17 protein-coding genes are annotated in these 15,052 nt (G+C 71.6%); 4 read left to right on the plus strand and 13 right to left on the minus strand.

Annotated features, from left to right (window positions below):
- The 4 genes from FHP06_RS06640 to rimP form a co-directional block, all read right to left on the minus strand.
- Positions 1 to 588: translation initiation factor IF-2 N-terminal domain-containing protein (locus tag FHP06_RS06640; RefSeq protein WP_187271822.1), on the minus strand; the 588-nt coding region annotated here is incomplete at its 3' end.
- 160 nt (positions 589 to 748) lie between these two features.
- Positions 749 to 1,090 (minus strand): YlxR family protein, encoded by a 342-nt coding sequence (locus FHP06_RS06645; protein WP_330999611.1) that lies wholly within the window; start codon positions 1,088 to 1,090, stop codon positions 749 to 751.
- Positions 1,027 to 2,067 (minus strand): transcription termination factor NusA, encoded by a 1,041-nt coding sequence (nusA, locus tag FHP06_RS06650; RefSeq protein WP_147685104.1) that lies wholly within the window; start codon positions 2,065 to 2,067, stop codon positions 1,027 to 1,029. The genes FHP06_RS06645 and nusA overlap by 64 nt, the downstream gene beginning before the upstream one ends.
- 1 nt (position 2,068) lies before the next feature.
- Complete coding sequence (rimP, locus tag FHP06_RS06655; RefSeq protein WP_147685107.1) at positions 2,069 to 2,542, minus strand: ribosome maturation factor RimP; 474 nt, start codon at positions 2,540 to 2,542, stop codon at positions 2,069 to 2,071.
- Positions 2,543 to 2,638: 96 nt separating this feature from the next.
- Between rimP and FHP06_RS15940 the strand changes: the two genes are divergently transcribed.
- Complete coding sequence (locus tag FHP06_RS15940) at positions 2,639 to 3,127, plus strand: hypothetical protein (protein ID WP_187271823.1); 489 nt, start codon at positions 2,639 to 2,641, stop codon at positions 3,125 to 3,127.
- The gene (locus FHP06_RS15945; RefSeq protein WP_187271824.1) at positions 3,124 to 3,531 is read left to right on the plus strand and encodes a DUF4439 domain-containing protein; all 408 of its coding nucleotides are present in this window, start codon (positions 3,124 to 3,126) and stop codon (positions 3,529 to 3,531) included. Before FHP06_RS15940 ends, FHP06_RS15945 begins: the two co-directional genes overlap by 4 nt.
- Before the next feature lie 40 nt (positions 3,532 to 3,571).
- Here FHP06_RS15945 and FHP06_RS06665 read toward each other — a convergent pair whose 3' ends face one another.
- The 7 genes from FHP06_RS06665 to FHP06_RS06695 all read right to left on the minus strand — a co-directional run bounded on the left by FHP06_RS06665 (position 3,572) and on the right by FHP06_RS06695 (position 11,908).
- The gene (locus FHP06_RS06665; RefSeq protein ID WP_187271857.1) at positions 3,572 to 5,317 is read right to left on the minus strand and encodes a proline--tRNA ligase; all 1,746 of its coding nucleotides are present in this window, start codon (positions 5,315 to 5,317) and stop codon (positions 3,572 to 3,574) included.
- A 23-nt stretch (positions 5,318 to 5,340) separates the two neighbouring features.
- Positions 5,341 to 6,180 (minus strand): GNAT family N-acetyltransferase, encoded by an 840-nt coding sequence (locus tag FHP06_RS06670; protein ID WP_222706396.1) that lies wholly within the window; start codon positions 6,178 to 6,180, stop codon positions 5,341 to 5,343.
- A gap of 205 nt (positions 6,181 to 6,385) precedes the next feature.
- Entirely contained in the window at positions 6,386 to 7,531 is a 1,146-nt protein-coding gene (ispG, locus tag FHP06_RS06675; protein WP_147685117.1) for a flavodoxin-dependent (E)-4-hydroxy-3-methylbut-2-enyl-diphosphate synthase, read from the minus strand.
- A gap of 82 nt (positions 7,532 to 7,613) precedes the next feature.
- Positions 7,614 to 8,912: a M50 family metallopeptidase gene (locus FHP06_RS06680; protein WP_147685119.1), complete on the minus strand. Its 1,299-nt coding sequence runs from the start codon at positions 8,910 to 8,912 to the stop codon at positions 7,614 to 7,616.
- Complete coding sequence (dxr, locus tag FHP06_RS06685; RefSeq protein ID WP_147685122.1) at positions 8,909 to 10,147, minus strand: 1-deoxy-D-xylulose-5-phosphate reductoisomerase; 1,239 nt, start codon at positions 10,145 to 10,147, stop codon at positions 8,909 to 8,911. Before dxr ends, FHP06_RS06680 begins: the two co-directional genes overlap by 4 nt.
- 64 nt (positions 10,148 to 10,211) lie before the next feature.
- Entirely contained in the window at positions 10,212 to 11,000 is a 789-nt protein-coding gene (locus FHP06_RS06690; RefSeq protein WP_147685125.1) for an ABC transporter permease, read from the minus strand.
- Complete coding sequence (locus FHP06_RS06695; RefSeq protein WP_147685128.1) at positions 10,997 to 11,908, minus strand: ABC transporter ATP-binding protein; 912 nt, start codon at positions 11,906 to 11,908, stop codon at positions 10,997 to 10,999. Before FHP06_RS06695 ends, FHP06_RS06690 begins: the two co-directional genes overlap by 4 nt.
- Before the next feature lie 130 nt (positions 11,909 to 12,038).
- Here FHP06_RS06695 and FHP06_RS06700 point away from each other — a divergent pair, with 130 nt between their 5' ends.
- Positions 12,039 to 13,193, plus strand: a complete 1,155-nt coding sequence (locus tag FHP06_RS06700; RefSeq protein WP_230973434.1) for a sensor histidine kinase — start codon at positions 12,039 to 12,041, stop codon at positions 13,191 to 13,193.
- The gene (locus tag FHP06_RS06705; protein WP_147685131.1) at positions 13,190 to 13,840 is read left to right on the plus strand and encodes a response regulator; all 651 of its coding nucleotides are present in this window, start codon (positions 13,190 to 13,192) and stop codon (positions 13,838 to 13,840) included. Before FHP06_RS06700 ends, FHP06_RS06705 begins: the two co-directional genes overlap by 4 nt.
- Before the next feature lie 6 nt (positions 13,841 to 13,846).
- Here the strand turns inward: FHP06_RS06705 and FHP06_RS06710 are convergent, their stop codons facing one another.
- Both FHP06_RS06710 and FHP06_RS06715 read right to left on the minus strand, forming a co-directional pair.
- Positions 13,847 to 14,269, minus strand: a complete 423-nt coding sequence (locus FHP06_RS06710) for an AMP-binding protein (RefSeq protein ID WP_147685134.1) — start codon at positions 14,267 to 14,269, stop codon at positions 13,847 to 13,849.
- Positions 14,269 to 14,985, minus strand: a complete 717-nt coding sequence (locus FHP06_RS06715; protein WP_187271825.1) for an enoyl-CoA hydratase — start codon at positions 14,983 to 14,985, stop codon at positions 14,269 to 14,271. The genes FHP06_RS06710 and FHP06_RS06715 overlap by 1 nt, the downstream gene beginning before the upstream one ends.
- Positions 14,986 to 15,052 lie beyond the last annotated feature (67 nt).

A 15,052-nucleotide genomic window follows, 5' to 3' on the forward strand; every position in this document is an offset into this window, starting at 1 on the left:
GCCCTGACGGGCGGCGGGACGACCGGCCAGGCCGGACTGCTTGGGCATCATCGCCGGGTTGGGCCGCGGCATGCCCGGGCGTCCGGGTGCCGGGGCGCCGCCCTCACGGGCAGCCGGCGGACGCGGCGGGCGGTCCTGCTGCATGCCCTGCCGCGACGAGAACGGGTTGTTGCCCGGACGGGCGCCGCCCGGACGGGGGCCGGGACGCGGGCCCGGCGCAGGCTTGGGTGCCGGGGCCTCCTCGGCCGCGGGGGCCTCGGGCTCGGCGGGAGCCTCCGCCTCGGCCGCGGGGGCCGGTGCCTCGACGACGGGCTCGGGGGCCTCGGCGACGGGCTCGGGCTGCGGGGCCTCCTCGACGGGCTCCGCCGGTGCGGCGGCGGCCTTCTTGGCCGGCGCCTTCTTGGCGGTCTTCTTCTCGCCCTGCTTGCGCAGCGCGTCGCCGTGCTCCTCGTTGAGGCGTCGGACGACGGGCGCCTCGACGGTGGACGAGGCCGACTTCACGTACTCACCCATGTCTTGCAGGGTGGCGAGGATGACCTTGCTCTGAACTCCGAACTCTTTGGCGAGCTCGTGGACTCTGACTGCCACTCTTCTCCTTCAGGGGGGTCCGACCCTGAAGAAGGATCAGACCACTAGTTGACGAACGGGCTCATGGGGACGTACTCATCGAGTGCTCATGAGCGGGTGCTCCGATTCCGGTCGTGGGACTGTCGTCCCGGGTGTGGTCCTGCTGGTCTGTCTGTGCTGATCACTCCGGACTGTTCCAGGTCTCGGCGAGGGCGTCGAGCGGCCCTGTGTCGAGCGGCCCCTCCACACGGAGGGCCCGGCCGAAGGCCCGGCGACGTCGCGCCTGCTCCAGGCACCGGGGATCGGGATGCAGGTGAGCACCTCGTCCCGGCAGCGATCCGCGTTCATCGGGGGTGACGACCCAGGCACTGGGTCCCCCGGTGGCCACGAGCCGCACCAGAGTGGTCTTGTCCGCACGTGATCGGCAGCCGATGCACGTGCGAAGCACCGCCATCGAGTCTACCCCGTCGGCGAAGCCGGATCGTCCACCGGTTCGGTGTCCGGCCGGATGTCGATCCGCCATCCGGTGAGCTTCGCGGCGAGCCGGGCGTTCTGCCCCTCCTTGCCGATGGCGAGCGACAGCTGGAAGTCCGGGACGATCACACGGGCGGCCCGAGCGTTGGGGTCGACGAGCGTGACGCCCTTGACCTGTGAGGGCGACAGCGCGTGCGCGATGAACTCGGCCGGGTCCTCGCTGAAGTCGACGATGTCGATCTTCTCGCCGTGCAGCTCGTGCATGACGTTGCGGACCCGCTGGCCCATCGGGCCGATGCACGCGCCCTTGGCGTTGACGCCCGGCACGGTGGCGCGCACCGCGATCTTGCTGCGATGACCGGCCTCGCGGGCGATGGCGGCGATCTCGACGGACCCGTCGGCGATCTCCGGAGCCTCGAGCGCGAACAGCAGCTTCACCAGGTTGGGGTGCGTGCGCGAGACCTTGACCCGCGGGCCGCGCATCCCCTTCTCCACCTCGTACACGTAGGCCTTGAGGCGCTCGCCGTGCGCGTACTTCTCCTCGGCGACGCGCTCGGCCGCCGGCAGCAGGGCCTCGACCTTCCCGAGGTCGAGCATGACGTCGCCGGGCCGACTCCCCTGCTGGATGACGCCGGAGACGATGTCACCCACCTTCCCGGAGAACTCGCCGTACTTCTGCTCGTCCTCGGCGTCGCGCAGGCGCTGCATGATGAGCTGGCGCGCGATGGCGGCGGCGAAGCGGCCGAAGTCGGCCGGCGTGTGGTCGAACTCCTCACCGTAGCGCGGTGCGGGCGGCTCGTCGTCCTCCTCCGCGCCGGGCTCGGACTCCTCGTCCGCGAGACGCTCCCGCGCCCACACCGTGACGTGGCCGGTCTTCTTGTCCAGCTCGACCCTCGCCTGGGCCAGGGCGCCCGGCGTCTTGTGGTACGCGGACAGCAGGGCCGTCTCGATGGCCTCCACCACGACGTCGAAGGAGATGTCCTTCTCGTGCTCCAGCTCGCGGAGGGCCTTGATGTCGATGTCCATGTCAGGCGTCCTTGGTCGTGGGCGGTTTGAGCTCGGCCTCGATGCGCGCGGTGGCGACGTCGGCGAGCGGGATCTGACGGCTCGTGCCGTCGACGGTGACCTCGACGGAGTCGTCGTGGGCCGCGGCGATGCGGCCGGTCAGCCTCGAGTCGTCGTTCAGCGTGATCTTCGCCAGCCGGCCGACGTTGCGCCGCCAGTGCCGCGGCAGCGTGAGGGGCCGGTCGAGGCCCCGCGACGTGACCTCGAGCGTGTACGGCTGCGAGCCCATGACGTCGGTGGCGTCGAGGGCACGGGAGAGCTCGCGGGACGTCTCGGCGATGGTGTCGATCGACACGCCGTCGTCGGCGTCGACGGCCACGCGGAGCACGCGACGAGCACCGGCCTTCGAGAGGTCCAGCGCCTCGAGGTCGAGCCCGAGCTCGGAGACACACTGCTCGACGAGCTGCTCGAGCGGGCCGTCCACCGGGTTCGTCATGGTCGGCCCTCCTCTTCTGTTGTCGGCACTGTGTCGCGGTCGGGGTGCAGTGTCCGGACCAGCGTAGCGAACGGCTGTCGTAGCCTTCCCGGTGTGATGAGCCGCCGGACGCTGCTGACCGCCGGGATCGTCGTGGCGGCCGCGGGAGGCGCGGCGGCGATCGGCCGGGCCACCAGCACGCTCGACGACGTCCTCCGCGCTCTCGGCGCCCAGCCGCACCCCGAGCCGGACCCGGGTGACATGGAGCGGGTCTCCCGCGCCGCGCGCGACCAGGCGGTGATCGTCGCGACCCTCAGCGCGGTGGCTGAACAACACCGTGACGCATCGGCCCAGGTCAAGCCGCTGATCACGCTGGCGAACGACCAGCTCGACGCTGTCGGCGGCAGCACCGCGAACACCGACGTCGCCGCGCCGGAAGGCGATCGGGGCACGGCTCTCACCGCAGTCGCGCGGCTCGCGGCGCGATCGGCCCGCGCCCGCGAGCAGGACGCCGTCACCGCGGAGTCGCCGGAGGTCGCACGGCTGCTGGCCTCGATGGCCGGCGGGTTGGCCCAGCTCGCCCGGACGCTCAGGCTCGCCGCGTGAAGCCCGAGGAGCAGCAGGCCCTTCAGACCTGGCTGGCGCTGGAGCACGAGGCGGTGTGGCTCTACGGACAGGTCGGCGCCCGTGTCCGCGACCTGGCCGGAGCGGCCCGGGCCTCGTACGACGCGCACCGCACCGAGCGCGACCACCTGCTCACCACGCTGCACGCCGCCGGAGCCACGCCGGTCGGGCCCCAGCTCACCTACGGCGACGAGCTCGTCAGCAACGTCAGGCAGGCTCGGGCGGCGGCTGCCGACCTGGAGCACCGGATCTGCGCGGCGTGCGTGACGGTCGTCGGCCTCGCGGGACGCGCTGGGCGCACGCGGGCCGTCGCCGGTCTGCGCGCCGCCGCTCTGGCCGCGATCGACTGGGACGCGGACCCCCAAGCCTTCCCCGGCTTGCGCTGAATCTCCCGCCCAACGGCCCGGCACCCCCTCCGGGCGCCGGCTAGCGGCAGATGCCGCGCACGTGCTCGGCCACCTGGGCGACCGGGACGTCGGAGCGCTCCCCCGTGGCCCGGTCCTTGACCTCGACCACGCCGTCCGCGAGCCCCTTGCCCACCACGACGATCGTGGGCATGCCCAGCAGCTCGGCGTCCTTGAACTTCACACCCGGGGACACCTTGGGCCGGTCGTCGTAGAGCACCTCGACGCCGGACGCGACGAGCTCGTCGTACAGCTGGTCGGCCGCGGTGAAGACGGCCTCGTCCTTGCCGGTGGCGACGAGGTGGACGTCGTACGGCGCGAGCTCGCGCGGCCAGACGATGCCCAGCTCGTCGTACGTGTTCTCCACGACGGCCGCGACGGCGCGGGAGACGCCGACGCCGTACGAGCCCATCGTGACCGTGACGAGCTTGCCGTTCTCGTCGAGCACCTGGAGGCCGAGCGCCTCGGCGTACTTGCGGCCGAGCTGGAAGATGTGGCCCATCTCGATGCCGCGGGCGAGCTCCAGCGGTCCCGAGCCGTCCGGCGCAGGATCACCGGCGCGCACCTCGGCGGCCTCGATCGTGCCGTCGGCGGTGAAGTCGCGGCCGGCGACGAGGTCGATCACGTGCGAGCCCTCGACGTTCGCCCCGGTGACCCAGCGCGTGCCCTCGACGACCCTGGGGTCCAGCAGGTAACGGATGCCGGAGTCGGACTCCGTGCCCAGGACCGCCGGCCCGATGTAGCCCTTCACCAGGGCCGGGTGGGCGGCGAAGTCCTTCTCCTCGAACGCGTGCACCTCGGCGGGCGAGACCTGCGCCTCGAGCCGCTTGGCGTCGACCTCGCGGTCGCCCGGGACGCCGATGGCGAGTGGCTCCCGCGTGCCGTCCGGGTGCTCCAGGATCACGAGGACGTTCTTGAGCGTGTCGGCGGCCGTCCACGGGCGGTCGTCCCGGGGGAACTGCTCGTTCAGGTGGTCGACGAGCGTGTCGATCGTGGGGGTGTCCGGTGTCTTCTCGGCGTGCGCGGCGGGCGCGTCGTCGAAGGGCACCGGATCGGGCGCGACGGTGCTGACGGCCTCGACGTTCGCGGCGTAGCCACCGGGCGAGCGGACGAACGTGTCCTCACCGGTCTCCGCGACGGCGAGGAACTCCTCGCTCGCCGATCCGCCCATGGCGCCCGACGTGGCCTGGACGATGACGTACTCGAAGCCCAGCCGGTCGAAGATGCGGATGTAGGCCTCGCGGTACGCCTGGTAGGACTTCTCGAGCCCGGCGTCGTCGACGTCGAAGGAGTACGAGTCCTTCATCACGAACTCGCGGCCGCGCAGGATGCCGGCGCGGGGCCGCGCCTCGTCCCGGTACTTCGTCTGGATCTGGTACAGGTGCAGCGGCAGGTCCTTGTACGACGAGCACAGGTCCTTCACGAGCAGCGTGAACATCTCCTCGTGCGTGGGGCCGAGGAGGTAGTCGTTCTCCTTGCGGTCCTTGAGCCGGAAGATGTTGGGTCCGTAGTCGGTCCAGCGGCCGCTGGCGTCGTAGGGCTCGCGCGGCAGCAGGGCGGGGAACCGCACCTCCTGCGAGCCGATCGCGTCCATCTCCTCGCGGACGATCTGCTCGACCTTGCCCAGGACCTTCAGCCCGAGCGGCAGCCACGAGTAGATGCCGGGGGCGACGCGGCGCACGTAGCCGGCGCGCACGAGCAGCCGGTGGCTCGGCACCTCGGCGTCCGCGGGATCGTCTCGCAGGGTTCGCAGGAAGAGCCGGGACATGCGCATGCCCGAAACCCTATCCGTCACAACAGGAACGACGAGAACGTGCCGGCCTCCTCGAAACCGACCGTCGCGTACGTCCGCCGGGCCGCGACGTTGTGGTCGTTGACGTACAGCGTGGTCACCGGCGCGATGCTGGCGCGGACCTCGCGCACCACGGCGGCGAGCGCCGGGACGGCCAGGCCCTGCCCCCGCAGGTCCGGGCGCACCCACACGCCCTGCAGCTGGGTGGCGTGCGCGGTGGCTGCGCCGACCTCGGTCTTGAACAGCACCTCGCCGTCCTCGATGATCGCGAACGCCCAGCCGAGCGTGATGAGCTGCGCGACCCGCGCGCGGTACCCCGCGGCGCCCGACGTCTCCGGATGGACGCCCACCTCCTCGGTGAACATGTCCACGCAGGCCGGGTAGAGCACGTCGAACTCGCCGATGGTGACTCGGCGGACCCTCGGGTCGGTGGGCACGGTCGGGTCGCGGTCCATCGTGAGGAACGGCTGGCAGGCGCGGGCCGAGCGGGCCGGACCCCAGCGCCCCTCGAGGCGCTTCCAGAGGGCGGTGGCCGTCTCGCGGGGGCCGACGACGGACGTGGGCCGCACGCCGGTGCGGAGCAGCTGCTCGGCGAACGCGTCGATGGCCGCCCGGGTCGCCTGCACCGGCACGACGTTCGCGCCCGCGTGGCAGGCGGACACCAGCTCGTCGTGCTCGAAGTAGCCCCAGACGCAGCCGCCCATCACGCGCTCCTCGAGGCCGGTGACGTCGACCCGGTGCCGCACGAAGACGTTGACCAGAGGGTCGCGGTCGAGCAGCTCCCGGAGGGCGGGCAGGTCGGCGGACCCGAGAGCGCGGACGTGCGTGGTGCCGAGCACGGTCACCTCCTGCCGGTATTGAGGACAGAGTAGGGCGTGTCTCCCCATCCGCGTGAAAGCGAGCACGACATCCGCGCCCGATCCGGCAAGGCAGAGGAGGGAGGCGCACCGGGGTTGTGCGTCGACCGACGAGAACGCCGCCGGTCGGGATGCGGGGGCGGGCTCGCGCCGCGGGGATGGGGAGGCGCGCCCTGCGGCCAGGCGCTCAGCTGACGCTCACTTCTGCGGATGCTCCCTCGGTGGTCTCCATGCCCTCGGCGATGCGCATGGCCTCCGCGATCAGGGTCTCGACGATCTTGCTCTCCGGCACGGTCTTGATGACCTCCCCCTTCACGAAGATCTGGCCCTTGCCGTTGCCCGACGCCACGCCGAGGTCGGCCTCGCGCGCCTCGCCCGGACCGTTCACGACGCAGCCCATGACGGCGACGCGCAGCGGCACCTCGAGTCCGTCGAGCCCGGCGGTGACCTCCTCGGCCAGCGTGTAGACGTCGACCTGGGCGCGGCCGCACGACGGGCAGGAGACGATCTCGAGCTTGCGCTCACGCAGGTTCAGCGACTGCAGGATCTGCAGGCCGACCTTGACCTCCTCGACCGGCGGAGCGGACAGGGACACGCGGATGGTGTCGCCGATGCCCTTGGCGAGCAGGTGGCCGAATGCCACCGAGCTCTTGATCGTGCCCTGGAACGCCGGGCCGGCCTCGGTGACGCCGAGGTGCAGCGGCCAGTCGCCGCGCTCGGCGAGCATCTCGTACGCCTGCACCATCACGACCGGGTCGTTGTGCTTCACCGAGATCTTGAAGTCGTGGAAGTCGTGCTCCTCGAACAGCGACGCCTCCCAGACGGCCGACTCGACGAGCGCCTCCGGCGTGGCCTTGCCGTACTTCTCCAGCAGTCGCTTGTCGAGCGAGCCGGCGTTCACGCCGATGCGCAGCGAGACGCCCGCGTCGGCCGCCGCCTTGGCGATGGCGCCGACCTGGTCGTCGAACTTGCGGATGTTGCCCGGATTGACGCGCACGGCGGCGCAGCCGGCGTCGATGGCCGCGAAGACGTACTTGGGCTGGAAGTGGATGTCGGCGATGACCGGGATCTGCGAGTGCTGGGCGATCTCCGGCAGGGCGTCGGCGTCGTCCTGGCTCGGGCAGGCGACGCGGACGATGTCGCAGCCCGCCGCGGTGAGCTCGGCGATCTGCTGCAGCGTGCTGTTCACGTCGCTGGTGAGCGTGGTGGTCATCGACTGCACCGAGACGGGGGCGTCGCCGCCGACGTCGACGGTGCCGACCTTGATCTTGCGGCTCTTGCGGCGCGGTGCGAGCACCGGCGGCGGCATGGCGGGAAGTCCGAGATCCGTCATTTCGGGGCCCCCGCGAAAGCGCGAGCGCGAGCCTCGACCGGCATCTTTGCTGAGACCAGGCAAGCGGTTTTGTGGGGTGAAATCATGAAAGCCTCACTGGGTTGACGATGTCGGCGTAGATCAGGACGACGCTCATGACGATGAGCACCGCCCCCACGCCGTAGGCGACGGGCAGCATGCGGGCGACGTCGACGTAGCCGGGGTCGGGCGCTCCACGCACCTTGGCCCAGCCGCGACGCAGCGCCTCCCACAGGGCGCCGGCGATGTGGCCGCCGTCGAGCGGCAGCAGCGGGATGAAGTTGAACAGCGCCAGGAACAGGTTCAGCGACGCGAGCAGGGTGAGCAGCCGGGAGGCCCGCTCCCCCCACGTGGGCTCGTCGACGGTGACGAGCTCGCCGGCCACGCGGCTGGCGCCGACGACGCTGATCGGGCCGTCGGCCGGGCGGTCGGCACCGAACGCGGCCTTCGTGACCTCGACCATCCGGTTGGGCAGGTGCCAGATTGCGGACGCCGTGGCGGAGATCTGGTCTCCCATGACGTCCACGACCGTGCCCGGACCCTCACGCTGGTACCGCTGCTCCGGCTCGACGCCGAGGAAGCCGACCTTCTCGGTCCGCTGCGGGTCGTCGAGCGACGCGCGGGCGATGACCGACGTCGCGACCCGGGACTCGACCCTGCGGCCGTCGCGGTCGACGACGATGTCGGCCTCGCGGTCGCCGTTCGCGCGGATCAGCCGGGTGAGCTGGTCCCAGGAGGTGATCTCGGTGCCGTTGAACGAGACGAACTCGTCACCGCGCTGGAGGCCGATCTTGCTGGCCGGGGTCTGCGGGTCGTCCGCGGTGCACGCCCGACCAGCCTCGGCGTCGCTGATGGCGCAGTCGGAGACGCCCTGGACGGTGGTGGTGGGCTTGAGCACCCCGAAGCCGACGATCACGATCGTGAACAGCACGACTGCGATGGCCACGTTCACCATGGGGCCGCCGGCCATGACGATGAGCTTCTGCCACCACGGCTTGCGGTAGAACAGCCGGTCCATGTCCTCGTCGCCGACGTGCTCGTACTCGGCGTGGCGGGCGTCCGCGACGAGCTGCGTGAACAGGCCGGTGTTGGTGGCGCGGACCTCGTGCGGGTCTCCGGCCTTCTCCGGCGGGAGCATGCCGACGAGCTTCACGTAGCCGCCGAGCGGGATGGACTTGATCCCGTACTCGGTCTCGCCCCGCTTGACGGACCAGATGGTGTTGCCGAACCCGACGAAGTACTGGGTGACCTTCACGCCGAACTTCTTGGCCGGGTACATGTGCCCGACCTCGTGCAGCGCGATGGAGACGGCGACCCCGATGACGAACAGGACCACGCCCAGGGCGTAGATCGCAGCGTTCATCTCGGTCCTCTCCCGCCCAGGGCCCGGGACCCCTGCCGGGATTCCACCAGGTCTCGGGCCCGCTCACGCGCTCGGGCATCGGCCCCGAGCACGCCGGCGAGCGTCAGCTCGGCGTGGGCGACGTCGGGATCCGACGTGTGCTCCTCCAGCACGGCTCCCACCGTGTCCACGATGCCAAGGAAGTCCAAATCCCCGGCCACGAACGCGTCGACGCACACTTCGTTGGCGGCGTTGAACACCGCGGGGGCCGTGCGGCCGAACTCCCCGGCCTGCCGGGCCAGCCGAACGGCCGGGAACGCGGAGTCGTCGAGCGGGAAGAACTCCCAGGTGGCGGGCTGGGTCCAGTCGCACGCCTGGGCGGCGCCGGGGACGCGCTCCGGCCAGGCCAGGCCGAGCGCGATCGGCAGCCGCATGTCCGGCGGGGACGCCTGCACCATGGTGGAGCCGTCGACGAACTCGACCATCGAGTGGACGACCGACGACGGGTGCACGACGACGTCGATGCGGTCGAAGGGGATGTCGAACAGCAGGTGCGCCTCGATGACCTCGAGTCCCTTGTTCACCAGCGTGGCCGAGTTGATGGTGATCACCGGCCCCATGTCCCACGTGGGGTGCGCCATCGCCTGCTCCGGCGTGACGTCGGCGAGCTCCTCGCGGGTGCGGCCGCGGAACGGTCCACCGCTGGCCGTGACCAGCAGGCGGCGGACGTCGTCGATGCTCTCGCCGCGCAGCGCCTGGGCAAGGGCGGAGTGCTCGGAGTCCACCGGGACGAGCTGACCGGGCTTCGCGGCACCGGTGACGAGCTCACCGCCGATGATCAGCGACTCCTTGTTGGCCAGCGCGAGGGTGGCGCCGGTGTCCAGGGCGGCGAGCGTGGGCTCGAGCCCCACTGCGCCGGTCATGCCGTTGAGGACGACGTCGCACGGCGCCCGTGCGGCCTCGACCGCGGCGTCCGGACCCGCCACCAGGCGAGGCAGCCGGTGGTCGCCCTCGGACCAGCCGCGCTTCTGCGCCTCCGCGTACAGGGCCAGCTGGACGTCCTGGGCCGCGCTCGCCTTGGCCACCGCGACGACCTCGACGTCGTGCTCGAGTGCCTGTCGTGCGAGCAGGGCGGGATCGCTCCCGCCGGTGGCGAGAGCGACGACCTCGAAGCGGTCGGGATTGGCCGCCACCACGTCCAGCGCCTGGGTCCCGATGGACCCGGTGGAGCCGAGAATGGCGGCACGCTTGCGCATGCCGCCATTCTCTCCTACCCGGTGTCGGGCGTCCCCCCAAGGCACCCTGCGCACCGGCAGGTCTTTACTTCACCTCCGACCTCAGCACGGCCCAGATGCCGATGGCCATCGGGATGATCAACCAGATGACCCCTGACACGCCGATCTGGGCCCACTGCTCGCCGGACGGTCCCGCGTCCTCGAACAGCGGGGTCTGGGCGAAGTTGAAGTCGATCCAGGGCTGGATCTTCTCGAACCAGTCCTGGGTGGCCGCCAGGAAGCCGAAGATGCCCGGCAGCACGAGCGAGTAGACGAAGTAGCCGACGATCGCTCCGGCGGAGTTCCGGATCAGGACGCCGAGCATGAAGCCCACGAGCAGGCCCAGGACGTTGGCGAGGATGATCTTCAGCAGGTCGCCCAGCGACGTGTCCCAGCGGATGTCGACGCCGGCGATCGACGATCCGACGACGTTGCCGACGGCGCCGATCGCGAACGCCACGAGCATGCCGGCGATGCCGACCGAGACGGCGGCGATCACCTTGGCCGTGATCACCTGCGTGCGGTGCGGCAGCAGCGTGAACGTGACCAGGCCCGTGCGCTGGCTCCACTCCCCGGTGACCGCGAGGATCGCGATGATCGGCAGCAGGACGGCCATGGGGACGCCGATGGCGGTGCCGAAGGCGCCGAAGCCGAAGTTGTCGTCAGGCAGGAACAGGATGACGCCGATCGTGGCCAGGAGGGCGGCGATCGCGATGCTCGTCATCAGCCAGAACCCGGAACGGGTGTCGAACATCTTGCGCAGCTCGACCTTGACGATCCGCGAGAGCGGGACGGTGGGTGCGGACAGGTCGAGGGTCGCGGTGGTGGCGCTCATGCCTGGGCTCCTTCGGTGCCGGTGTTCTCGCGCTGGGTGTCGGCCGTGAGCTCGAGGAACATCTCCTCGAGGCCGGCGCCGTCGGCGGGGCGCAGCTCGACGAGGGCGACCCCCGCGACTGCGGCGGCCTTGCCGACCTCCTCGGCGGGTGCGTCGGTGGAGAATCCCTCGCCGGACGGCGAGGCGGTGATGCCCGCGGTGGCGAGGGCGTTCGCGAGGGCGGACACGTCGCCGGCCTTCACGAACGTGCCGGCGGACTGCAACAGCTCGGCCTTGGTGCCCTGGGCCACGATCCTGCCCTGCCCGATGACGATGATCTCGTCGGCGATGACCTCGATCTCGTGCAGCAGGTGCGACGAGAGCAGGACGGTGCCGCCGCGGTTGGCGTACTCGCGGAGCAGGCTGCGCATCCAGTGGATGCCCGCCGGGTCGAGGCCGTTGGCCGGCTCGTCCAGGATCAGGATCTTCGGGTCGCCGATGAGCGCGGCGGCGATGCCGAGGCGCTGGCGCATGCCGAGCGAGTAGTTGCGCACCCGGCGCTTGGCCTCTGACTGGCTCAGGCTGACGAGGTCGAGCATCTCGTCGACGCGCGACGACGGGAGGCCCATCGTCATCGCGGTGAGCGTGAGCACCTCGCGGCCGGTGCGGCCGGCGTGCTGCGCCGACGCGTCGAGCAGGACGCCCACCTGGGTGCCCGGGTTCGGGATGTCGCGGAACTGCACGCCGCCAACGAGGGCCGTGCCGCTCGTGGCCGGGGTGAGACCCGCCATCACGCGCATCGTGGTGGTCTTGCCGGCGCCGTTCGGTCCAAGGAAGCCGGTGACGGCCCCGGGGCGGCACGTGAACGAGACGTCGTCCACGGCGCGGAAGCCGCCGTAGGTCTTCGTGAGGTGTTCGACCGTGATCATGGCCCCAGCCTGCCCGAACGAGGGGCACTGGCCCATCGGCCGACTGTCCAGAACCGGTAGCCGAAAGTCGCATCCCGCGATCGACCGGCGGCGGTGGCCCGCCACGGTGGCGCGACCCTAGCCTTGGTGCGTGTCGTCGACCCCCGACTACCAGCCCCCGCTGACGCGGTGGAGCCACGCCTGGCGCACGCTGCTGATGCTCGTCATCTCGGGGTTCGGCTGGGGCGAGCTCGCCGGCTGGCAGTGGAACCACGACCGCGGCTGGTTCGCGCTCGACCTCGGGCTTGGGGTGGTCGCGTTCGTGCTGGTCACCCGGCGACGCGAGCACCCGATGACCGTGGCGGTGCTGACGAACCTGATGGGTGCGGTGTCCGGGGCGTCGTCGGGGCCGGCCGTGCTCGCGATCGTCTCCGTCGCGACCCGGCGACGGTGGCGCGAGATCATCCCGATCTCGATCGTCTCGTTCGCCACCGGTCTCGTGCTCGAGGGCATCAACCCGGCGACAGAGACCATCTGGGCGCTGACCATCCCGATCATCGTCGCGATCACGGCCGTGGCCGTCGGCTGGGGCATGTACATCGGCTCACGGCGAGAGCTGCTCTCCACCCTGCGCTGGCGGGCCGAGGCGGCCGAGAGCGAGCAGGCCGCGCGCGTCATGCAGGCGCGCACCGCCGAGCGCGGCCGGATCGCCCGCGAGATGCACGACGTGCTGGCCCACCGCATCTCCCTGGTGACCATGCACGCCGGGGCCCTCACCTACCGCGATGACCTGACGCCGGAGCAGATGCGCGAGACCGCGCGGATCATCCAGGACGGATCGCACCAGGCGCTCGTCGAGCTGCGGGAAGTTCTCGGTGTCCTCCGGGAGGACCCGGGCGACGCCGACCCCGAGCGCCCCCAGCCGTCGGCGGCCGACATCCCCGCGCTCGTCGAGGAGGCCCGCGAGTCGGGCATGAACATCAACAGCGTCGTCGCGCTCGCGGACGGTGTGCCCGAGCTGATCGGCCGCGCCACGTACCGCATCGTCCAGGAGGCCCTCACCAACGCCCGCAAGCACGCACCGGACACCCTCGTGGAGGTCCGCGTGACCGGCGAGCCGCAGTCCGGCATCTCGCTGTCCGTCAGCAACCCCCTGCGGGTCGGTGCGAAGTCCACGACGCCGGACTCCGGGCTCGGCCTGCTCGGTCTTACCGAGCGGGCGGCACTCGCGGGGGGACGACTGCGGCACCAGGTCACGTCCGACCACCGGTTCGTGCTGTCCGCGTGGCTACCGTGGCAGGCATGACCCGAGTCCTGATCACCGACGACGACGCGTTGGTGCGGGCGGGCCTGGCCCTGATGCTCGGCGGCTCCCCCGACGTCGAGGTCGTCGGCGAGGCGTCGAACGGCGCCGAGGCGGTGGAGGCCGCGAAGGCCGGTGGCGTCGACATCGTGCTCATGGACCTGCGCATGCCCGTGATGGACGGCATCGCGGCCACCACGGCCATCACCGCGCTCGAGGACGCGCCTCGCGTCATCGTGCTGACGACGTTCGACGCCGACGAGTACGTCGTCCGTGCGCTGGCCGCCGGCGCGAACGGCTTCCTCCTCAAGGACACCCCGCCGGCCGAGATCGTCGACGCCATCGCGCGGGTGCAGGCCGGCGAGCCGATGCTGTCGCCCACCATCACCGAGCAGCTCATCCGTCAGGTCACGGACTCCACGCCGCACGACCGTCAAGCGTCGGCGGCGCTGATCAACGAGCTGCTCACCGAGCGCGAGCAGGAGGTCGCCCGCGCCGTGGGTGCCGGCTCGTCGAACGCGGAGATCGCGGCGGAGCTGCACATGAGCGTCGCGACCGTGAAGGCCCACATCTCGCACATCTTCACCAAGCTGGACGCGACCAACCGCGTCCAGGTGGCCATCCGGATGCACGACGCCGGGCTGCTCTGAGCCGGCTCAGGTGACGGGGCGGCCCTCCAGCAGCGCGCCGACGACGTCCGGGTGGGCGGCGCGCATCTCCTCGGCGTAGCCGGGCGGGTCGGCGGCGAGGGACGGAGCCGGGTCGCCGCCACCGGCCTTGATCATGACGGCGATCGACAGCTCGCCGTCCGGCTCGATCACCACGGCGCCCTCGGAGGCGGGCCGGGCCCCGAGCCGGGCGCACGCGCACACGGCGGTGACGCGGTCCACGCCCTCGACCCGCACCGCGACGTCGTGACCGGGCTCCACGCCGAGCGCCTTCAGCGCTCCGCCCAGGGCGGCGCTGCGCTCCAGCAGCTGCGCGAACGACAGGGCTCCGTCGTCGATGGAGCAGGCGAGCTCGTCGCCGCGGCCGTCGACGACGTGCCGGTCGAGCATCTCGAAGCCCAGCGACGCCATCAGCGGCCCTCGAAGACCGGCGGACGCTTCTCCGCGCGAGCCTCGGCCGCCTCGCGGACGTCGCGGCTCGCCCAGACGGCGCCGAAGGACTCCTGGATCTGCGCGTCGTCGGCGAAGCCGTTGAGGACGAGCTTGTTGTAGCCGACGGTCAGCGGCGCGAGGGCGGCGATCTCGTGCGCCCACGCGATGGCGTCGTCGAGCGTGCCGGCGCGGTCGGCGAGTCCGCACTGCAGGGCCTCGTCGCGGCGGACGGCCTCGGCGGCGAGCATCACGCGACGCGCCCGACCCGTGCCGGCCAGGGCCGCCAGCGTGCGGATCGTCCACGCGTCGACCGCCATGCCGTTCTTGGCGGTGGGCACCGCGAACTGGGCGGTCTCGTCGGCGACGCGCAGGTCGCAGGCGATGGCCAGCTGCGTGCCGGCGCCGATGGCCGGGCCGTTCACCGCCGCGATGATCGGCAGCGGCGCCTGTGCGAGGCGGTGCAGCATCCCGTAGAGCGCCTCGAGGAACTCCGGGCCGTACACGCCGCCGAGGTCGGCACCGGAGCAGAACACCGATCCCTGCCCAGTGATCACGACGGCACGCGCTCCCGCGTCCACCGCCTCGTCGACAGCTGCGTGGATCCGCTCGCAGAGCTCCAGGTTGAGGGCGTTGCGACGCTCCTCCCGCTGCAGCTCCAGCACCACGACGTCGCCGTCCCGCGTCACCTTCAGCACGCCGCAAAGGCTACCGGGGACCGCGTCGGCCAAATCGCCCCCGGCCGCCGATCGTCGGGAGTAGCCT

The organism is Aeromicrobium terrae, from assembly GCF_008039565.1.
Lineage (GTDB): Bacteria > Actinomycetota > Actinomycetes > Propionibacteriales > Nocardioidaceae > Aeromicrobium > Aeromicrobium terrae.